This window comes from Persicobacter psychrovividus, from assembly GCF_036492425.1.
GTDB classification, from domain to species: Bacteria; Bacteroidota; Bacteroidia; order Cytophagales; family Cyclobacteriaceae; genus Persicobacter; species Persicobacter psychrovividus.
The window spans coordinates 46914-67175 of record NZ_AP025297.1 but is presented as its reverse complement, the minus strand read 5'-3'; the positions used below and the strand labels follow the sequence as shown (position 1 = coordinate 67175).

At 42.9% G+C, this 20262-nt stretch carries 11 protein-coding genes; 3 read left to right on the top strand and 8 right to left on the bottom strand.

Translation table 11 applies throughout. The features are described 5' to 3' along the window. The first annotated feature begins 140 nt into the window (after positions 1 to 140). Positions 141 to 1031, top strand: coding sequence for a hypothetical protein (locus tag AABK40_RS21205; protein WP_338399268.1), 891 nt, complete (start codon positions 141 to 143; stop codon positions 1029 to 1031). 199 nt (positions 1032 to 1230) lie between these two features. Beyond that, the gene (locus AABK40_RS21200; RefSeq protein ID WP_338399296.1) at positions 1231 to 1563 is read left to right on the top strand and encodes a transposase domain-containing protein; all 333 of its coding nucleotides are present in this window, start codon (positions 1231 to 1233) and stop codon (positions 1561 to 1563) included. A 95-nt stretch (positions 1564 to 1658) separates the two neighbouring features. Here the strand turns inward: AABK40_RS21200 and AABK40_RS21195 are convergent, their stop codons facing one another. The 8 genes from AABK40_RS21195 to AABK40_RS21160 form a co-directional block, all read right to left on the bottom strand. Next, positions 1659 to 4757 (bottom strand): LamG-like jellyroll fold domain-containing protein, encoded by a 3099-nt coding sequence (locus AABK40_RS21195; RefSeq protein WP_338399267.1) that lies wholly within the window; start codon positions 4755 to 4757, stop codon positions 1659 to 1661. After that, entirely contained in the window at positions 4750 to 6384 is a 1635-nt protein-coding gene (locus AABK40_RS21190) for an alpha-glucosidase (protein ID WP_338399266.1), read from the bottom strand. Before AABK40_RS21190 ends, AABK40_RS21195 begins: the two co-directional genes overlap by 8 nt. Before the next feature lie 71 nt (positions 6385 to 6455). Beyond that, complete coding sequence (locus AABK40_RS21185; protein WP_338399265.1) at positions 6456 to 7475, bottom strand: LamG domain-containing protein; 1020 nt, start codon at positions 7473 to 7475, stop codon at positions 6456 to 6458. 32 nt (positions 7476 to 7507) lie between these two features. Beyond that, positions 7508 to 8995, bottom strand: coding sequence for a RagB/SusD family nutrient uptake outer membrane protein (locus AABK40_RS21180; RefSeq protein ID WP_338399264.1), 1488 nt, complete (start codon positions 8993 to 8995; stop codon positions 7508 to 7510). 6 nt (positions 8996 to 9001) lie between these two features. Beyond that, positions 9002 to 12073 (bottom strand): SusC/RagA family TonB-linked outer membrane protein, encoded by a 3072-nt coding sequence (locus AABK40_RS21175; RefSeq protein WP_338399263.1) that lies wholly within the window; start codon positions 12071 to 12073, stop codon positions 9002 to 9004. Positions 12074 to 12085: 12 nt separating this feature from the next. Beyond that, positions 12086 to 13819 (bottom strand): glycoside hydrolase family protein, encoded by a 1734-nt coding sequence (locus tag AABK40_RS21170; RefSeq protein WP_421953329.1) that lies wholly within the window; start codon positions 13817 to 13819, stop codon positions 12086 to 12088. Then, positions 13800 to 15080: an MFS transporter gene (locus AABK40_RS21165; protein WP_338399262.1), complete on the bottom strand. Its 1281-nt coding sequence runs from the start codon at positions 15078 to 15080 to the stop codon at positions 13800 to 13802. Before AABK40_RS21165 ends, AABK40_RS21170 begins: the two co-directional genes overlap by 20 nt. 4 nt (positions 15081 to 15084) lie before the next feature. Next, positions 15085 to 16131 carry a glycoside hydrolase family 130 protein gene (locus AABK40_RS21160; protein ID WP_338399261.1) on the bottom strand — a complete coding sequence of 349 codons (1047 nt, stop codon included), beginning with the start codon at positions 16129 to 16131 and terminating at the stop codon, positions 15085 to 15087. Between the two features lie 126 nt (positions 16132 to 16257). Between AABK40_RS21160 and AABK40_RS21155 the strand changes: the two genes are divergently transcribed. Further along, complete coding sequence (locus AABK40_RS21155) at positions 16258 to 20205, top strand: helix-turn-helix domain-containing protein (RefSeq protein ID WP_338399260.1); 3948 nt, start codon at positions 16258 to 16260, stop codon at positions 20203 to 20205. Positions 20206 to 20262 lie beyond the last annotated feature (57 nt).

Sequence of the window (20262 nt, the reverse complement as noted above, 5' to 3'; positions counted from 1 at the left end):
AACATCAACCTCCAATCAGAATGGCGAAGCTCAACTGGAAAGAAATTCTCAAAAATATCATTGAACAAATCAATATTGAGACCTATCATCTGTGTTTTAACGGGAAGGGAAAGCTGAAAAGGAAACAGCTTTTTGAAAGGATGACCGAAAAAGGTGTTATTCCAATCGGGGTCAAAATAGACACCTTCTACCGACGCCTTCGCCATCACGAAGTAATGTTCAACGGATTACTAAATGAACGCATCGCAATTATCGAAGAAGTACTTGAAGAGCAACAAGTCAATGAAAATAACAGGCACCTTCAACAGCTGAAACAGAACTTGAAAGAGGAATTGGAAATGACTACTACATCACCAAACACGCTGAGCTATCAGGCTAAAGGGACTACCGAAATAAAGTCAAAAAATGGTGTTTTAACTAAGCCATCAAAATTAGTTAAACTGAATAATCGTCAAAAGGATATAAATAATCACAATACCACCAATGTTCAGATTGACCCTTTTGAAAATTTAAAAGAACCTCCATCGGATCATACTCAAAATTCCTCAGTCACCGTAAAGATAACGCCCACCGAAAAAGGGTTCTTCACTTACGAGGATTTAGCTGAATTTCATAAACCGATCAACTTTACTGACTACAAAACTCCGCTCATTGAGAAGGCAAAAGCAAATATTGGAACACCTCCTGATAGCGAAGATTTCAAATATCTTGCTGAATGTGAAAATGGAATAAATTATGATAATAATGAGGGAGCCTTACGTTATGGAACCATCCCCTACAACCAAAATATCGACCGATGGATACGAATGTCAGATTATGATTTTGAGGAGAAAGTAGTTTTACCTTACCGGATGATTAATGATAGAAATAGATGTAAGTGGGAGGTTTTTCAGGGCAACGGAGTTGAAATGACGGAGCTCGAATTTCGCTATATGTTCGCAAGGATTATAAGCATCAATTATGTCTCGCCCGTACATGAGACTTGGTACCAAAAGAAATATCCTGAAATTAAAGTTTTTGGAGTGAGGTGAAGGTGCAATCTACTAAAATACGTTTACATTTTTGGTACCAATCGCTTGATATGACCCTATTTTTTTCCACTCATCTCTTGGCAGAATATCCCGATTTTGGTGGCTGAGGTCAAGGGACTGTCGAGCTTGCGAGACCGTTCACTTTACCCTTGAGGTCAGCTTCCAGAAATTGTTTACCTTAGGATGAAGGGGAAATGGAATATTTACCACCCCAAAAAAGGATTTAGGCAATGCTTTTCAATATTTCCTCAACATGTTTGACCGAATGATCAACTATGCGCAAGATGGGCTGTTGCTGCCTGACAATAACTTAATAGAAAATCAAACTCGACCAATCGCCATTGGACGCAAAAACTATATGTTCGTAGGTTCAGAAAGTGATGGACAATGGGCCGAGATGTTCTATTCCTTCTTTGCCACATGTAAACTCAATGGCGTGAACCCGACCCAATGGCTTACCCATGTTCTTGAAAATATCCGATCAACTCCTAAAGATAAGTTAGAGAGGTTGTTACCTCAGAAAAACAGTTAGTTGTTGGGCTAACCCTTCACCACGGAATCAGTATTAAAAAACTCCAGCATCAAACCCATTAAATTTTGGCTTGAAACTGAAGTTTTCTTTGTCACCTACACCTTCATCATCGATTTGCTGATGATGGTTCCATTTTTTAGATGAACCTGTACAAAGTAGGTTCCCGTGGAAAGGTGGGCAAGGTTTACGGTCACCTCATGGCTGAGTGCTGTTTCAGTCTGAAAAACCTTTTGACCCATTAAGGAAAAGACCGTCACCCGCTGGATTTGATCCTTTGCTACGATATTCAATTCACCTGATGTTGGGACAGGAAACATTTTTATATTCATGGTCGGACGACTTGCTTCCAGTGGTTTTTCATCAAATGACATCAGTGATTTTATGGCCTTCAACGACAGGTTTTGATTGAAAACTTTGACCTCGTCAAGTACCGCCTTTAGTCCGTAACGGTCAGCATGCTCATTACTTTTCCCGATAATTAGTGGTAAGCTGCTTGAATGCAATGCGCCAGAAAAGGGCTGATAATGATTCAGTTTACCATCGATATAAATTTCCATGGCTGAACCCGTATATTGAACGACAACATGTTGATATTGATCTTTTTCCAATGGCTGTTTGCTGTCGAGATCACTGATTCCTTTCGCTGTTTTTATGGTAAACCGCAGGATATTCCCTGGAATGATGGACACCTTAAACCGCTGGCTGTAATCACCGTGGGAAATAATGTACTGTTCTTCAGATTTAATCGCCGATGGCTTTATCCAGAAACTTACTGCAAATGGTTGATCAAAATTTATCGGTGAGCCGTTGGGTATTTTTATAAAATCATCGGTACTCCCAAAGCGAAAGGCCTGTCGGGGTTTACCCGTTGGATCGACATAAGCAAAAAGTCCATGCTTTTCCCCCTGAAACGATGAACCTGCATTGCCGAGATTCTCCACGGACCCATTATTGAAAGAGTAATATAAGACGGGCTTTGGAGTATCTGTCGATAAACCTTTAACCAAATATTGCTCTTCCGCTGTGGCCTCCTGATCTCCTTCTTTGGCAATCGCCTCAATCTTCACCACCTGTGCGGTTTTTGGCATATCGATATTTATTTCTGTACCGATATGGGACGATAGCTCTCCCTGAATTCTCCAATGGACTTCCCCTTTAAAATCCTCGGGAACTTTAGCCACAAAATGCCCTTTTGTCCCTACGGCCACAGGACTTTCGAGCTTGCTTTCGATACCCGTAATCAGTTTTCGCTGTGCTGAAAATGAAAAATCCTTTTGAGAAAGTAAAGTATGGGCTTTCATCATTTTTACCTGTAAATGTTGCAGGCCATGCACTCTTGGCACTTCAAACTGCCATTGAGGCTCATCTGTTGTTGCTGCAAGGTCTCCCAATTGCCAATGAAAAGTTGTCCCCTCTTCAGGGTGCTTGACCACGGCTGTAGCTTTAATCTGTTCTCCCATCACCAACTCAGGATCGTCCACGGCCACGGTAATTATTTTAGCCGTCTCAGCGGGGAACCCCTTATATTGATAATCAACGATCTGATTTCCTGCGAGCAGGTGATTTCCATTTTCCTTCAGTGTTTCATTGCTCGGTACAAAAGTCAATAGCACCACCTGGTCCGGCTGAAGGTTAATTTGCATGTTGCCGCTGACCTGTTTAGCGATGAACTTTTCCGAAATGGCATCATAAACCTGAAATGAGCCAGGCTGAGGCACATTAACAGTGATGGATTGTTCTGTTCCGAAGGGGTTGTAAATCAATCGACTTTCAAACTTGGTATCCGTAAAGAAATCCGTTTTGTTCAAATTCAGGATATTGATTCCCTCAACAGTTGAAGGACTGAGTACCGCAGCCAAATAGCCAACACTTGACCCACTGTACAAGGATAAATTGGTCTTTGCCCATCCGCCTTTTATGGCATCTCCCATGGCAAGTGGCGATTGGCTACCCCACTGTTCCTTAATAGATTCATATGGAATAGCTGCCGAAAAATCATGTGATTTCGACCACGCCAAAGAAGCTGATTCATTATTTTGTGCCTTCATGATGGTCGGGTAAAACAGTGCCGAGGCATGTGCAAGATGGTATACCCACTTACCAATTGCTTTGGCAAAGCGTTTGTCGTAGCGCACCATGGGCACCAATGCGGCAGCATGTTGAAAACCATTCATTACAAAGGCATAGTCATCACCTCCATCGTTGGCTTCTCCTATCAATCCAGAAACATTATAGTCGCCCCAAACACCCGAGATACATCCCCAACCACGCAAGGGTCCCCGATCAAAGCACCAGTTGACCATCTTTTCAATGTCGTAATGAGTACCTTCCTCGGCATTCATCCGTGCAGCCGTATAAACCCCATAAGGCAACTGAATTTCATAGGAAGGATTCCCCTTGTATTGATTCAAAAAATCCATGGCCAGCATGGCGTCATTTTTATATTTTGACTGATGCGTTTGGTGATAGGCATTATATAAAATCCAGGCAATTGCCCCTGCTGATTCTGGTTCTTTGACACCCGTGTGCAAAGGCTGCTTGGTTTTCAGGTTATACGCCCGATAGTCCATATCAGGAATTTTATATTGCGGCAGATATTTTCCGCCCAAAGCGGACACTGCCGAACACCACTGGTCTGCAATATCCGTAAACTGAGTGCTGAATTTTGATTGATCTTCAGGGTAAAGATCATATAGCTGGTAAAAAAACACATTGGGCATGGTTTCATACCACCAATCATGCCCACTGTTTGATGCATAATTATTCAGGTAAACGTATTCACCGTTTTTCTCATTAAAAAACTCTTTGGTTTTCGATACCCAGTCTATGCCATTACTCGCCGACTTATCGATGCCCACCAATGAGGCCCCAACCACGGCTGGTAAAATATTAATGGCTTCGGCCTGTTCCCCCTGATGGCTCGACCCCACGTAAGTATCCAAATAAATGGGTGAAATATCAGGGAAATTATAACCTGTGCCTTTTACCGACGACAAAGGCAGATATGGGCCCGACTGTTGAAGGTCAAAAACGAGGTGGTCATAATTTTTGCTCACCTGCTTCCAGTCCCTACTCAGGTAGGGGGTCATCTTTGCTTTAGGAAATTGTTCAATCCTATTGATATCAATCTGTTGAGCAAAACAGGAAAACCCAAGGCAAGCCAAAGCGATGGTAGAATATAAACGTTTAGTCATGATTAAATTTTATTTTTTTATTTCCCTGAATGATTAAAAAAGTATTTGGCTGAAGGTCAGTTTTTCCGATGAGCACTTTTTGATGATGAATGTTGATCGACTGGGCGTGATCAGAAAAGTTAAAAATTGCCTGAATGGTTTCCCCCTGGTATTCTCTTGAAAAAAGAATACAATCAGCATTCATTTTGAGGTATTTATACTCGCCGAACTGTAATGCTTTATGATTACTCCTCAGTTGAAGTAATTGTCTATACTGGTGCAAGAGACTCTGCTCATTTCGCTCCTCTTCCGCTACATTGGTGTGTCGATAATCCTGCCCCACTTTAATCCAGGGGGTATGATCTGAAAAGCCTGCATGGCTAAAATCATTCCATTGCATTGGGCTGCGGGATTTGTCCCTGTTGTTGTCGTTGGCCACTTGCATGGCTTCCTTTTCATTTTTACCTGCGCTGCGTGCTAAATGGTAGTGCGTCATGGCCTGAATATCCCTGATTTCCGTGGTGTCCTTGGCGATAATGTTGGTCATGCCGATTTCCTCACCATAATAAATAAAGGGTACGCCTTTGGCTGTAAGCATCAGAGCGGCAAGGCAACTCGCACGGTCAGGGTCATTATTGGCAAGGCGACTCATTAACCGAGGCATATCATGGCTGCCAAAAAACAAGGTGGGGTACCCTGGCATCTGCCGTTCCATATCCTTCAGCTCCCGAAATATACGGTGGGCATCAAAGTGGGGAATACTGCCAAAATTGAAATTGAAGGGCACATCAAGCATTTTCGGCGACTGGTATTGTTTGAGGACTTTTAGCTGATCACTCCCTACTTCTCCTACCAAAAACTTGTCAGGATATTCATTCAATACCGATTTTATCATGCCGATCGCCTCTTTCACTCCCTTCTGATCCACATCGAATTTGTGCACCTGCTGCCCTTTTTTAACAGGGTTATCTTTACGATCAGGGTCAGTGGAAAGAAAATTGATAACATCCATGCGGAAGCCATCTACCCCCAGCTCTAACCAAAACCTCAAAACCTTGGCCACCTCGGTTTTAACCTTGGGATTTGCCCAGTTCAGATCCACCATTTTTTTTGCAAACTTATGATAATAGTATTGCTGAGTTGTGGAATCATAAGCCCATGCCTTGCCTCCAAAAAAGGAGTCCCAGTTGTTGGGCTGATCACTCCAGATATAGTAATCCCTGTAGGGGTTTGTTTTCGACTTTCGGGATTCCTGAAACCATTTGCATTCTGTTGAGGTGTGATTGATCACCATGTCCATGATCACCTTAATATTCCTGCGGTGTGCTTCGTTAATGAAGTTTTTGAAGTCCTTCAGGTCACCGTAATCAGGGTCTATCTGGTAATAATCTGCAATATCATAGCCATTATCCACCTTTGGGCTTTTAAGAAATGGGGTAAGCCACACCCCTTTGATCCCCAACGACTGCAGGTAGTCAAGCTTGGAGGTCATGCCTTTAAAATCACTTTTGCCATCATGGTTACTGTCCTTGAAGCTGGGCATATAAATTTCATAAAAAACAGTGGACTTCCACCACGGTTCATGTTGCGCCATGGCTGAAAAAGAAATCAGGAGCAACGCAAAAAATAGTAGAGCAGGCTTTTTCATTGATTAACCGTTTAAATAAAAAAAGCGCAGCCATTCTACTGACTGCGCTATATTTAAAGCATCAGCGATGCTTATTTTTCTGTATTGTAAATTTGATCGATCTGAGCGGCTGTCAATACTTTTTTGTAGATACGGATATTGTCCATAGATCCACGGAAGTAAGCCTCGCCAGTAGAGTTATCGTCTGCCTGAACTTCACTTGAAAGCATATCCTGACCAATGATAAGGTCTTTTTGCTCTTTCAAAGTTCTCAAAACACCTTTAGCATCTGTCCAGTTTTTAGCTTCCTGTCCATTCACATAGAATACCATTCCATTCTCGCCGAAAGTTACTGCAACTTGGTACCAAGTATCTTTTTCCAAAGTGATAGATTCAGAATCTTTGTCAATGGCACCTTCTGGCTCAATTGCTGGTGTAAAGAAAGGCTTGTTGGCTTCTTGCAACTGAAATTTGTAACCATTCCAACGGTTCAAAGAAATAAGGTAGTTACTTGGTGCACTTTCAGTATATTTTACCCACATAGAGATTGTGATTTCTTTAGGGTTCAACAATGTGCTGTAAGGAACTGTAATGTTGGCACCTTTATCAAAAGATACCGCTTTACCAGCTTCACCATTGTGGTCTTCCGCCCATTGTACTGTACCTTCACCTGATTTTTTTGGTCCTACCTGGAATGTACCGTCATGTTTGTTACCAGACATGTCTTTTACCGTGGTGCCTTCACCCTGGTCGAAAGTATAGTAAGCTACCAAATCCTCCGCAGCGATTGGCTGAACTTTTTTAGTTTCGAAAACCTCGATGGCAGCCTTCAAGTTGGTGTCCATGTTATCAACTGCAGCTTGCGTAGCGTCTTCTTTGGCATTGATTTCTTTTGCTGGCTCCAAAACGGCATTCAATTCGTCCTTGGATCCTTTCATGTACTCTCCTTCTTTGTTTCCTTCAACGGCATTGTCATAAAGGTCCTGAGCAGTAGCAATGGTTTTTGCCAATTCGGTTTTGTCGGCTTTAGGCGCTGGAGCAGCATCGTCACTCTTTGAACATCCTGCCACAACAAACATGAGGGCGATAAAAGCGAAAAATAAATTTTTCATTGTATTGATTATTTAAAATTAAAAAAATTGAATTAAATATTATTGTTAAAATCACGTTCACTTTGTGGAATCGGCATATAGCGGTCTTTTTCAAAGTTGAACTGATTTTCGCCAAGGGCTTTTTCTGCATAGTCTTTTCCGTAGCGCATCAAATCAAAATAACGCTGCGACTCCATTCCGAGCTCCACACGTCTTTCATGGCGAATAGCTTCACGCATTTGCTCTTGTGAAGAAGCTACCACATCAGGCAAAAGATTCGAAGGTACCGCGCCATGGTTAGGGAGGTTCTCATCGAATAAATATGCCTCGCGGGCTCTTTTTCGGAGCTTATTCAATTCCGTTGCCGCTTCGGCTATTTTGCCCAGCTCATTTGCCGCTTCGGCTTTGATCAAAATCACTTCATCCAAACGGATCAGCTTCACATCAAGATCAGCGTCCTGCTTGGTTCCTTTTGGAATTTCACTCAATGGCTGCAAGAATTTTTTACCTACAAAACCTGTAGCCGACCATGAAGGGTCAAAGTCCACGCCATCGAACCATTTCTGGCCATCACGACCAAGGGTATAATCAAGGCGAGGGTCTGCCACACCGTCAGGCGTTTGTTCAAACTCATCAACAAAATTCTTGGTAGGGGTATTGAAACCGTAACCATTTTCGTCGCGAGGGGCGAACCACTGATTCAGGATATTTCCCATCATTGGATTCATGCCAGCAACCTGCTGAACTTCAAAAATGGATTCCTGATTGTTATCGTGGCTTACCTTGAAATTATCACCATAAACTTGCTCAAGCTGGTAGCCCATTCCTTCAACGGCAGCGGCTTCATCATAAGCTTGTTGCCATTTTTTCTCATAGAGGAATGTTCTTGCCAAAAGTGCCGATGCAGCACCTTTGGTTACTTTGCCAAGCTGTGCACCTGGCCAGCTTTCTGGCAGCTCATCCTTGGCTTCCATAAGGTCCTGCTCGATTTGCGCATAAACTTTATCGATAGCACTTAGTGGCGTGTGCACTTCCTCGGGATTGTCTGCTGGTTGCAATTTTAATGGCACAGCCCCATAAACCCGAGCCAAATTGAAATACTGATAAGCCCTCAGGAATTTTGCCTGAGCAATAATCTGTGCTTTATCCGTATCGTCCATTTTTACCGCAGGTGTGCGGGCAATCACATTATTTGCTCGGGCGATACCTTCATAGCAGTGTTTCCAGTACAGCTCCACATAACCATTATTGGGCAGTACCTGGTGTTTTTCAATGAACTCAATATCCGCCTGATCTCCAGGTAATCCACCTTTTACGGCATCATCAGAGGCAATATCTCCGAACACCCAAAGGGCGTTCGCGGAGTTATTGTACAACAGGCTATTGTATGCTCCAGCCAGAGCGGCTTCGGCATGTGCCTGCGTTTTGAAGAAGGTGTCAGAGTTATAAACACCTTCCATTTTTTTGTCTAAAAAGTTTGAACAGCTTGTTGCTCCGAATCCCAGCGCAACAATGATCAATAATTTAATTACCTTTTTCATAGTTTCTTAGAATCCAAGTTGAACACCAAATACGAATGACTTTGCAGTAGGATAAGTTCCCCAGTCGATACCTGCAGCGATATCGCCTTCCGAAGCACTGTTTCTGCTCACGGTCATTTCAGGATCAAGCCCTGAGTATTTTGTGATGGTGAAAAGGTTATTGGCAGAAGCATATACTCTCAGGCGGCTGATGTGCATTTTCTCACATGTTGCTTTAGGGAAAGTATAGCCGATTTGAATGTTTTTCAGTCTTAAATAATCGCCATCCTCAAGGAATCTTGTCGAAGGTAAAGTATTGTTGGCTTTGCCTTTCCATGAGGCTCTTGGCTGGGTGTTGCTTGTGCCTTCGCCAGTCCATCGCTCGTCGTAATAGCGCTTGGTAACGTTAAACGGACGGTAAAAACCTTCAATGTCGGTATTAATCTGAGAATAGATTTTATGCCCGCCTGCTCCCTGGAAGAAAGCATTCATATCCCAGTTTTTGTAAGCCGCGCCAAGGTTCAATCCGTAAGTGAACTTAGGAATTGCTGAACCTGCATGGTAGCGGTCGTTCTCATCAATTTTGGAATCCCCGTTGCGATCGACAAACTTGACATCACCAGGTTTGACATCTTTGCCCTGGAATGCTGAGGTCAAAATTTCCGATTTATTCTGGAAGATCCCATCCATCTCATAAACAAAGAAAGAACCCACAGGGTAACCAACTTCTGTTTTGGTAATGTTTACCCCATTGTCGATACGTCCACCATAGATTGGGTTGCCCAGGTCAAGCACCTCATTATGAAGGAAGGTTACGTTTGCATCTGCAAAGAACGTGAAGTCACCTACTTTTTGATTGGTTCCCAATTCCAGCTCAATACCACGGTTCAAAACACTTCCGTTGTTCACCCAAGAAGGATTCGCATTACCATTTGATGGTGGGATAGACTCTTTGGTCAGCATGTCGGAAGTTACTTTGTTGAAGAAATCAACAGTACCATGGATTTTGCCTTCATAGAATTTGAAATCAACCCCCAAATCCAGTTGGTGAGACGACTCCCACTGAATTTTGCTGTTGCCTAAAGTTGTCAAAGCCAAACCATTGGTATTGGTTCCCCCGAAAGGATAGTTGACGTTCAGTCCGTAAGCATCTGAATAAGCATAATAGCCAACATCCTGATTACCAATTTTACCGTAACCTGCACGGATTTTCAACATGTCCAATTTTGAGAACTGTTGCATGAAGCCTTCTTTGTCCAATCTCCAGCCCAACGAACCAGAGTAGAAGGTTCCCCAGCGGCTTTCAGGTGCAAAGCGGGAAGATCCATCCTGACGGATCGTTGCTGAAGCCAGGTATTTGCCATTGTAATCGTAATTGGCACGGCCAAAGAATGAAAGGAGGCTGTATCCGTATTTGGATTCAAAAGCTCTGACTTCCCCACGGCCATTACCCATATAAACAAGGCTTAGGTCCTGATCTGCAAAATCCTTTTGAGAGGCATTGTTGTTGAAGCCATTATTATCAATAGCCTCTGTCCCTGCCATCAAGTTCAGGTTATGGTCTCCGATCGATTTGTCCCAAGAAAGGGTATTCGAGAAAGAGATCGTTGTGGAACGGCCGTTGAAAATCGTCAAGGTATTCGGGTTGTTGATTCGGTCGTTGGTTCCCCAGGTTTTATCGAAGGAGCGTTGCTCATAAGAATTGTTGTCCAGTCCTAATTTTGAGCTGAAGAACAAGTCATGGCCCAAGTCAATGCTCAGGTTCAAATCCCCGAAATACTGATTAATCACCTTGTTGTTATAGGCATTGTTGGCAACACCTACCGGGTTATAGCCATCACCCCAAAAGTTTGGATCTTTAGGCATATCCACATAATCCCCATTTTCATCATAAACAGGAATACCTGGTGTGCGGAATAGGGCATATCTCACCACTGAGCCACCGCCGCCATTAAGTCCGTCACCTGAAGACGCAACCATTTCCTGTGTTGAGCGCAAAACATTGAAGTTTAAGCCTAACTTAACGCGGTCGTTCAAGTGCGACTGTAAACTGATGCGACCATTGTACTTTTCAAAATCACTGTTATGAATGATCCCCTCTTGACGGAAGTAGTTTCCTCCCACCGAGTAAGTCAGTTTGTCGGTACCACCAGAAACGTTCATATTGTAATTCATCATGATTCCCTGACGGAAAATTTCCTTTTGCTGATCAACATCTGGGTGTTGGGCGATATATTCAGGGGTCATTAATTTTCGCATGAAGATCGGATCCGTTACGCCTTCATTATCATTACGGGCAGCCTCGTTATACATTTCAGCATATTGGTCGCGGTTGGCCATTGCCAAGGTATTGCTTGGGCGCTGGATACCTGTTTCGGCCGTAAAAGACACCGAAGATTTCCCTGCTTTCCCTTTTTTGGTCGTAATCAAAATCACCCCATTGTTGGCACGTGATCCGTAGATTGCTGCTGAAGCGGCATCCTTCAATACAGAAACCGTTTCAATATCCTGAGGAGCGATCGTGTTAAAAGCATCTTTGGTAGGAACACCATCCACAATATAAAGTGGGTCGTTGTTACTGTTGATCGAACCCACCCCGCGAATACGAACCGATACCCCTTCTCCAGGAGCCCCAGTATTGGCGGTTACATTAACACCAGAAACACGTCCCTGAAGGGCCTGGTCAAGGCTTGGCGTTGGTACCTGCGTAAGCTTGGCATTTCCCACCTCACTTACCGCACCTGTCAGGCTTGATTTTTTCTGAACACCATAACCAACCACTACCACTTCCTGCAATTGCTCCACATTTTCAGAAAGTGAAACATCGATTTTGGAACGGCCCCCCACAGTTTCTGTTTGTGGTTTGTAACCAATAAAAGTAAACTGCAACTGGGCGTCCTTTCCATTGACAGAGATCTGATAATCTCCATTCATGTCGGACATCGTCCCGGTATCTGTTCCCTTTAAAATAATGTTGACACCGGGGAGACCCTCCCCGGATTTGTCAGTGATGGTTCCACTGACTGTTTTGCTCTGTGCAAAAGATTGGAGTGAAAAAAGTCCAATAAATAATGCTACAAAAAATAATTGTTTTTTCATGAGTCTAAAATTTTACATGAATGCTACCACAGTTTTACCTGCTACATAATGCTTGCCTTGTTTGGTGATTTTTTGTCCGTGAGGAATCTCCACAAGTACACGGGATGCCTGAGCCGGCAAAGCCACTTTCCCTTTCCCGTTGATATTTTCAGCAACCAAAGTATGGTTCACCGCATCGTAAAGATCAATCGCTCCTTCAGACTTGGCATTGTAGGTTATTGTTTTGCTCTGCTGATAAGGGTTATAAACCAGATAGGTTGGGAAGGCATCGTTCCGGTAAAAATCAGTCGCCAGACAGTTGAGTTTCAAAATCTCTGGCACGTCAGTCTGTTCGATAATCGCTCCGTAAATTCCTGCATGTGCTGATCCGTAGATACTGAACATTGAAATTTCCGGCTGATTCAGCTGCCAGTTTGGTCCATCACCCAATGCTACCGGTGTTACCCCTTTGAGCGATTTCTTATTGTACATATCATGCTTCTTGATCCCTTCGTAAGCGATCACATTGTTGGAAATCTCTTTGCGTTTCGGCAGCCACTGGTTACTGTCAGGCATCTCGTAAGGATAGAACAAACGCGCTGCATTGGTGGCATTCAGCATATATTTACCAATGGTATTGGCGTAGCGGGTGTCGTAGCGCACCATAGGCACTAATGGCCAGGCCATATCAATGGTGTTCATCAGGAACATATATCCGCCGCCATCTGTGAGGCTTCCCTGCAAACCGGCAACATCAAATTTCCCCCATTTTTCATTCACGATTCCCCAGCCTGTACGTCCGTCCTTGGCCTTACAGCCATCAAAAGTCCAGTCAAGAATATGCTGATAATCGTAATTCGTTCCCTCTTCCGCATTCAGGCGGGCCGCTACCAAAGCGCCAAAAGGCATCAGCACTTCGTAAAAGCGACTTTCCTTTTGCGCAAGTAAAGCCTGAAGGGCTGACTCTGCTCCCTTGAGGTATTTTTTGCTGCCAAATTTATGATAGGCGTTTAGTAACACATAAGCGTGTCCTGCCGCCGCATCTTGCTGATGAGGGATGTGGGTCTTGAAGCCCTTCATCTTCGAGTAATCGAAATAAGAATAATCGTAATCGCCGTTCAGTACGGAATCCGCTTTGTAAAACTGATTGGCAATGGTATGCAAAAGCTGATCCTGGTGGTTTACCCCAGGGAATACATCAGCAACGGCATAATACAATACATTTGGGAATACATCATACCACCAGTCGCGACCGTAACCGCCCCCTAATTGTGCAATTTTAGGGCTGGTATTGTTCATCATGATGTTCCAGCCATTATCGGAGTTAAAATAGTTTTGCACCATTTTAACATAATTGTTTCCGTCCTGATGGGTTTTGTCGATGCCCACCAATCCGGCTCCAAGCAATGATCCAAGCGAGCAAAGAGATTCATGAAACTCTCCGCCATTTTTATTACCCCCCTGGCGAACATCTCCCACTACGGTATATAAACCATAAGTATCCTGGTCCATATTTCGGTGCGAGGTATCCTTCCAGATAAATGGTTTGAAAGGCCCTTTGGCGTGCCAGTCGTAAACATATTTATCAAAATCCTGCGCCTTTTCCTTCCAGTTAATCATATGGTAAGGCTTCGGATGCTGTGGCATTTTAGTCACTTTGTGAATGCCTTTTTGTGCTACAGGTGTGGCTTGCTCGGCTTTGTTACAAGCCGTGATGCCACCAAAAATTGCAGCGACTAATACAATATTAAATAGTCTCTTCTTCATACTGAACTAATTTTTCCTGATCGGAACTCTTGGAATCTTTAATGATATTTTTTGCCATTGGGATTGACAATACCTGAATTGCGGCAACGACCACCAAGGCATATCTCAGTGCAAAATTCTCTGACACATAGGTGGCCAGAACGATGTACATTCCAAGTCCAAAAATACGCCCGATATACAGGCCAAATTCATGATTAAAAATATAAGCAAACTCGTTACGCTTCTCTTTGGCAGAAACCACATCGATAACGCGCATTTGAATAGGGAAATATGCAATATCATGCAAAGGCATGAACAATACTTTACACAATACAAAAGCAATCACCCCAAAGCCTGAAAACCAGTAAGCATTAAAAAGTGTCCCCACTAAGAAGATCATAATTCCAACGCTAAGGATGATCAAACGGTGTTTGGGTTTGGTTTTTCTGCCCAAATAATACAGCAAAATAGCCGTGGCAATCCCACTGAAAGCCTGTACAGTACCTAATGTACTCTCATCGCCCAAAAGTTTCATGATCAAAATTGCAGGAGCCGTCACCAAATATCCCTGCACCAAACCCTTTAAGCCAGAAAGCAATAACAGCTTGTTCCAGAGCTTCTCAAATTTAAAATAAATGAACCGCTTTTGCTTGGGGTTGTGGAACTTATCAGCGTGAATCACAATACTTGCAATGATTGTCAATATGAATACCAGACCTGTAACCAGGTGATAACCAGTCTGAATATCAATACTTCCAAGCAAGCCCTGCTCTGCTTGCCCTAAAAATGCACCAATTACCGCTGGAACAACAATAAAACAAATGGTATAGAAAAAGGTCTCAATCCCATAATAGTAGTTTCTGTTGTCGTCGTTGGTGGTTTCAAGGGCCAGAAAGTCCCTGTTGGACCAAAACAATCCATAGGAACAACCCATAATCAAACCGGCCATCATAATGCCAGTGGTATTCATTTCTTTCAATTGCATCATGACGGTCATGGAAACCCCACTGAGCAACATCCCTACTGAATACAATTTCCTAATATCCACATAACGGAGAAGATACCCATTCAGCAAAAAAGTGATGGGAATTCCCGTGTACAAGGCCATTTGATATTTGATCACCAAAGTAGGATTCGAGGAGCTCCTCATGATATAAGCCCCCACAAAAAGCTCTACAATCGGCAATACAAAAGCGTACATCATATTGGTTTCAAGCAATACGCGTACTTGTTTTGGAAGGCTCTTAAAGGCCTTCCATTCGTTCAAGATCTTTTCTTTCATCAGATTAGTCTTTAAGCGAATTCAAAATCTGATCAATAGAAAATTCTGCACGACACACCACCTCATCGCTGGCGCCATAATACATGATTAATTTATCCCCTTCAACAAGGTGCCCATTGGTGAAAACCACGTTTCCGAAAAATCCGGTGCACTCATATTCCGCCACAGGCTCCATGATAGGCGTTGTAGAACGTGCCAACACCTTGGTGGGATCGTTTAAATCCAATAACAACGCACCTAAACAGTAACGGTGATCGGCATTGGCACCATGGTAAATCTCCAGCCAGCCTTCTGCCGTTTTGATTGGGGCGGCACCTGCACCAATGCGGGTTTCATCCCACATGCCTTTTCTCGTCTGTGCAATGCATTTATGATTTCCCCAGTGCAAAAGATCCATGGATTCTGCGGTCCAGATATAGTTGCCGCCAATTTCAGGACTGCTTGGTCGGTGCAGGAGGTAATATTTCTCCCCCACTTTTTCCGTAAAAATTGCACAATCTTTATTATGAGCTGGCAGAATCATGCCGTGTCGGTCAAAATTTTTCCAGTCGGAGGTGGTCATATATCCTACGCCCACACCCGTGGAACTTACCTTTGTGAAGGTCAGGTGGTACTTCCCTTCCATGAAACAAACTCGGCAATCTTCAATACCAAAAGCCTCATCTGCTCCACTCGGCAATACCGCAGGGAAGGCTGGATCCGCCTTAAAATTGATGCCATCCTCACTGAAAACAGGAAGTAAATAAGAGAGGGTGGTCAAGTAATTTTTGCCCTGGTATAATATTACCCGTGGGTCGGTGAGGTCAATTTCTGGATGGTCAGTAGGAAAAGTTAAGATTTCAATCTTGTTTTCTTCATTTAAAACAGGGAACGATATTTCTCCTTCTCTCTGCTGTGGCCGTTCAGCAACTCTTAACAACAAGCCAACTTTTCCGTCAAATTCAAACACCCCCGGATTTAATAGACACTCAATTTTACTGTTCTCTAAAAGTGGTGTGAAGTCATTTGGTCCTAAAAGTGGATTTTGTTTTTCTCTCTTCGCAATATCCATGTCGTTACTTTTGTGTCTTAAAAAATTTTCAGCAATATCAGCGGTCAATCTATTGCTCACACGACAAATCCTATTACTTTTGCATCATATTATACGATTTAGTTTTTCGAATTTACATCATAGGATATGAAATTTTTCAATCATAAAAAATTGATTATCAACCTATTTATCGTACTTTTTCAAATAATAGTATTTGAAACAAAGGCACAAAGTCTGAAATTTACCCAAAATTTCCCATCGTTCAACATCAATAAGACCAATGGGATTTCAAATGCCGCCATCACTTCTTCGGTCATCGATCCGAACGGTAACATTTGGCTGGGAACTTGGGATGGGCTGAATAAATTCACGGAAAAACGGCTTACCACCTTTACTTTCAATCACGATAACCCCTACTCGATACCCAATAATATTATCGTAAGAATTCTTCCTCCCCAACCTGGGGATAAGCATTTATGGCTTCTGACCAAACGAGGAGTAAGCTGTATCAACACCGCCAATGGAGAGGCAAAGAATTACCTTCAGCAATTGCCAATCCCCGCTTTCGATGAAACCAAAATGAAGTTCTTCAGGGCAGGCAAGGATATTTGGCTGAGCATTGCCTCTTGGGGAATTGGCCGATATAATCCGAAAAGAGATCTATTTGAACTGATTTTGCCCAAGCAAAAGCTGGGGCAATACGACCTCTCCGATCAGTACACCTTTATGGTGCGAAAAAATTTACTTTACTTGTTTGATCAGGAAAAACAAAAGCTGACCATTTTAAGCCTTGGTCAGCATGTGGAAAAAATTGATGACGTTTTCCTTCATGGTCAAAGTTCTTACGAGAAACTCCTCAACTTTAATAATAGCACTATACTTATACGGCAACTGAAAAATCATCAGCTGCAAATTTATAATTGCGAAACGAATCAAAACCAAATTATTTCGGGAATAGGAAATACTTCGACGATTAACCGGTCACAAAATGGTTTTTGGATTGGCAGTGATCAAGGAGAACTAAAACAATGCTTGTTGACTACAGGTGAATGGAAAGTAAGAAACATGACCAAATGCCTGGATCAAATCAGGCATATTAAGGCAAAAATATGGGAAGTACGTGAGGTGAACAGGAATATCCTGCTGGTTTCTACCGATGGCGATGGGCTTTATATTGTCAATAACTCTCCCTATGCTTTCAATTATTTAGATCATCAGCAAGCCCTCAACCACTCCACGCGCGCCATTTTAGTGGATGGGAAAAACCTATTTCTGGGCACTAATAACGATGGAATCAAGGTTTTCAAAGAAGATACACCGATGAAAAGTATCGCCACGGGCGATGAGAAAACCCTAAAAATGCTCAAAGACCAACACCAAAATCTTTGGGTGGGCACCGACAGCCCGGGCATGCTAATGTACGCTCCTAATGGACGTAAATATCGTTTCCCTGAAGATTTTTCCTTTTCCAAAGAAGATGAAGGCCTCCTTCAAAAAATTGGTCATGTCTATGCAATTACGGAGGATTTCCGTGGCGATTTGTGGCTTGGCACAAGCGGTAAGGGCGTCTTTCACCTGAAAATATCCCAAAAGGGGCATCAGTTTACGGTTGATAAAGTAGAACAAATTGCCCAAGCGCAAGGATTGACAAATACTGTGGTATACAGTATTATCGAGGAAAAACCGAACATTTATTGGATTGCTACCCGCGGTAATGGCATCTTTCGCTATAATGCACTGAAACATCAGATGACTAACAATTACATTGGAGCGAACAATTACCTCGACGTTATTCAGATTAAACTCAACCCGCTTACTGGGCAGTTGCTGCTGGCCACAACCAATGGCCTTTATATCATTCGATTCAACGGATTGGAATTTTTTGAGGATCAGATCTACAATAAATCCAATGGGCTCGATAATAATAATATTCATGCGGTAACCCTCGACGATGATCAGCAAGCCTGGGTGACCACCAACACGGGTATTTCAGTTATTGATCTTGAATCCCATGCCATTCAGAACTATACTCATGAAGATGGTATATACAATGTTGAGTTTAATGATGGTGCCATTGCCTACAACCGAACTTTTGGGGTGCTTGCCGCAGGGTCTAAAGGCATTGAACAGTTTTTTCCTTCAGAAATACAAAAGAAAAAGAATCCGAAATTCCACTTACAGGTGCTAAACCTCAGCACTCAGGATACCACCTACCATTTACAACCCAACACCCCCGCCATCGAACTTCCATTCGAGGAACGTTCGTTTTCAGTTAATTTTCAGGTGCCTATTTTCAATATGCTCTATCATGACTTCCGGTTTGAGTACACCCTCAAAGGACTGGAAAATAGCTATACTTCCACCTCGACCAATACCATTAGATACACCAATTTACCCGCAGGAAAATATGACCTTGTGATCAAAGCATACCGACAGAGCAGTCCGCAGTCATCGGTGAGTACGCATCTGAAAATCGATGTGCAACCTCCTTGGTACAGCACCCCACTTGCAAAGGTGATCTATGGGCTGTTGGTTCTGTTTTCAAGTATTTCGGGGATTTATCTCTTCGCTTCCCTGGAGCGTAAAAAGGGCGAAGAACGATTGAAACTATCCGAAGATGCTGCGCAGCAAAAATCCATCGACGAGATGGTCAATATGTACCGCAGTATTATTGATGAGGTGAAGGAACCTGTCAGTTTACTGCTTCCTGCGGCAACTATCCTGCATGATAAAAACCATATTCCTGCGAATCAACGAATCATCAATTCCATTCTGGAAAACACAAAGCTGTTAAAGAATATTTACCTTGAACTGGAGGAAAGGCGTGAGCTGAAACGGGAAACCCTGGTGGTTCATCAGCACTGGACAGATTTTTCCACCGTCCTGAATGAGGTCATTTGCTCCTTTACCCATCTGCCGCATTTATTCTTTAATTTGCAGCTCAGCGCCTCCGCTGTTGGCTATACCAATGAGAAGCTGTTGCGCAGAATCACGTTTAAAATTATCAGTGAGGTCATTAAGCATCAGCAACAAGTGATGAATATCGCTATCCAACTTGAAATGGTTGAAGATATGGTCAAAATTGGCTTTGAAGTAGGCATCGCAACGCTGAACAGCGAAATAAAAAAGCACCTCAGACCTCAGGGACACACCTATGATTTGATCAACAATCTGGCGAGCAGAAACAGAGGGAAAGCGAATATAGATTTTACGGACTCGCATTTGAAGATTTGCCTGGAATTCGCCACAGAAAAAGACATTAATGGGGAGGAACAAGCGTTTAGTGAAAAGTTTGACCCTGAAGAATTTAATGTCATTCAGCCATTTATTGGAATACAAAATGATTTTAAAGGCAGTGGCGATAAAAAAGTGTTGCTCATCACCCCTTCCAATGATATTTTATTGTTGGTCAAAGAGATTATCGGGCTTGATTGCAGCCTGTATCGCCGAGTGATCCCCGAAGAAGTGCTTGAATTTTTCACCCACAAAACCGTTGATTTGATCATTTTCGACACCAATCATAATGATAAAATCATTCATCGAACCATTAAAAAAATAAAAAATCATCATAAAACAAATGCCATCCCGATTATACAGCTCTCTGACAAGAAGGAGGATGAAATCCGTATGGCCGCTTTGGAGATAGGCGTTGATTCCTTTATTCCGAAACCCTTCCATCCCAAGCATCTGAAAATCCGAGTGGCCTCCCTGCTTAAAAATAAGGCCGCCCAGCAAACTTCAAGTCAAAAAGAAAAAATCCCCCTTCCTGCAAGTGGGGAATTTCCGCTGTTCGAATATCCAAACAAGCATTTCGACGATGCGACTTTAACCCTTGACACATGGGCTGAGCAAATGAATATCAGTAAATCTCATTTGCATAAATTGGTAAAAGAACAAGCCAACTGCACGCCACTTCAATACATCACTGAAAAAAGAATGCAATTGGCAACTCAGCTTTTGGAAGAGAAATTGCCCATCAATGAAGTATTTGAAAAGGTTGGCTATGGCAATCGACTACAGTTTTTCCGAGCTTTTAAAAAGACTTTTGGCATTAGCCCTGCCGAATACAAGAAAAAACCTGCGAAAACCTCTTGAGGGAAGTATTGGTAGATTGAAAAATGAAAAAATGGCTAAACTATTACTGACCATTGC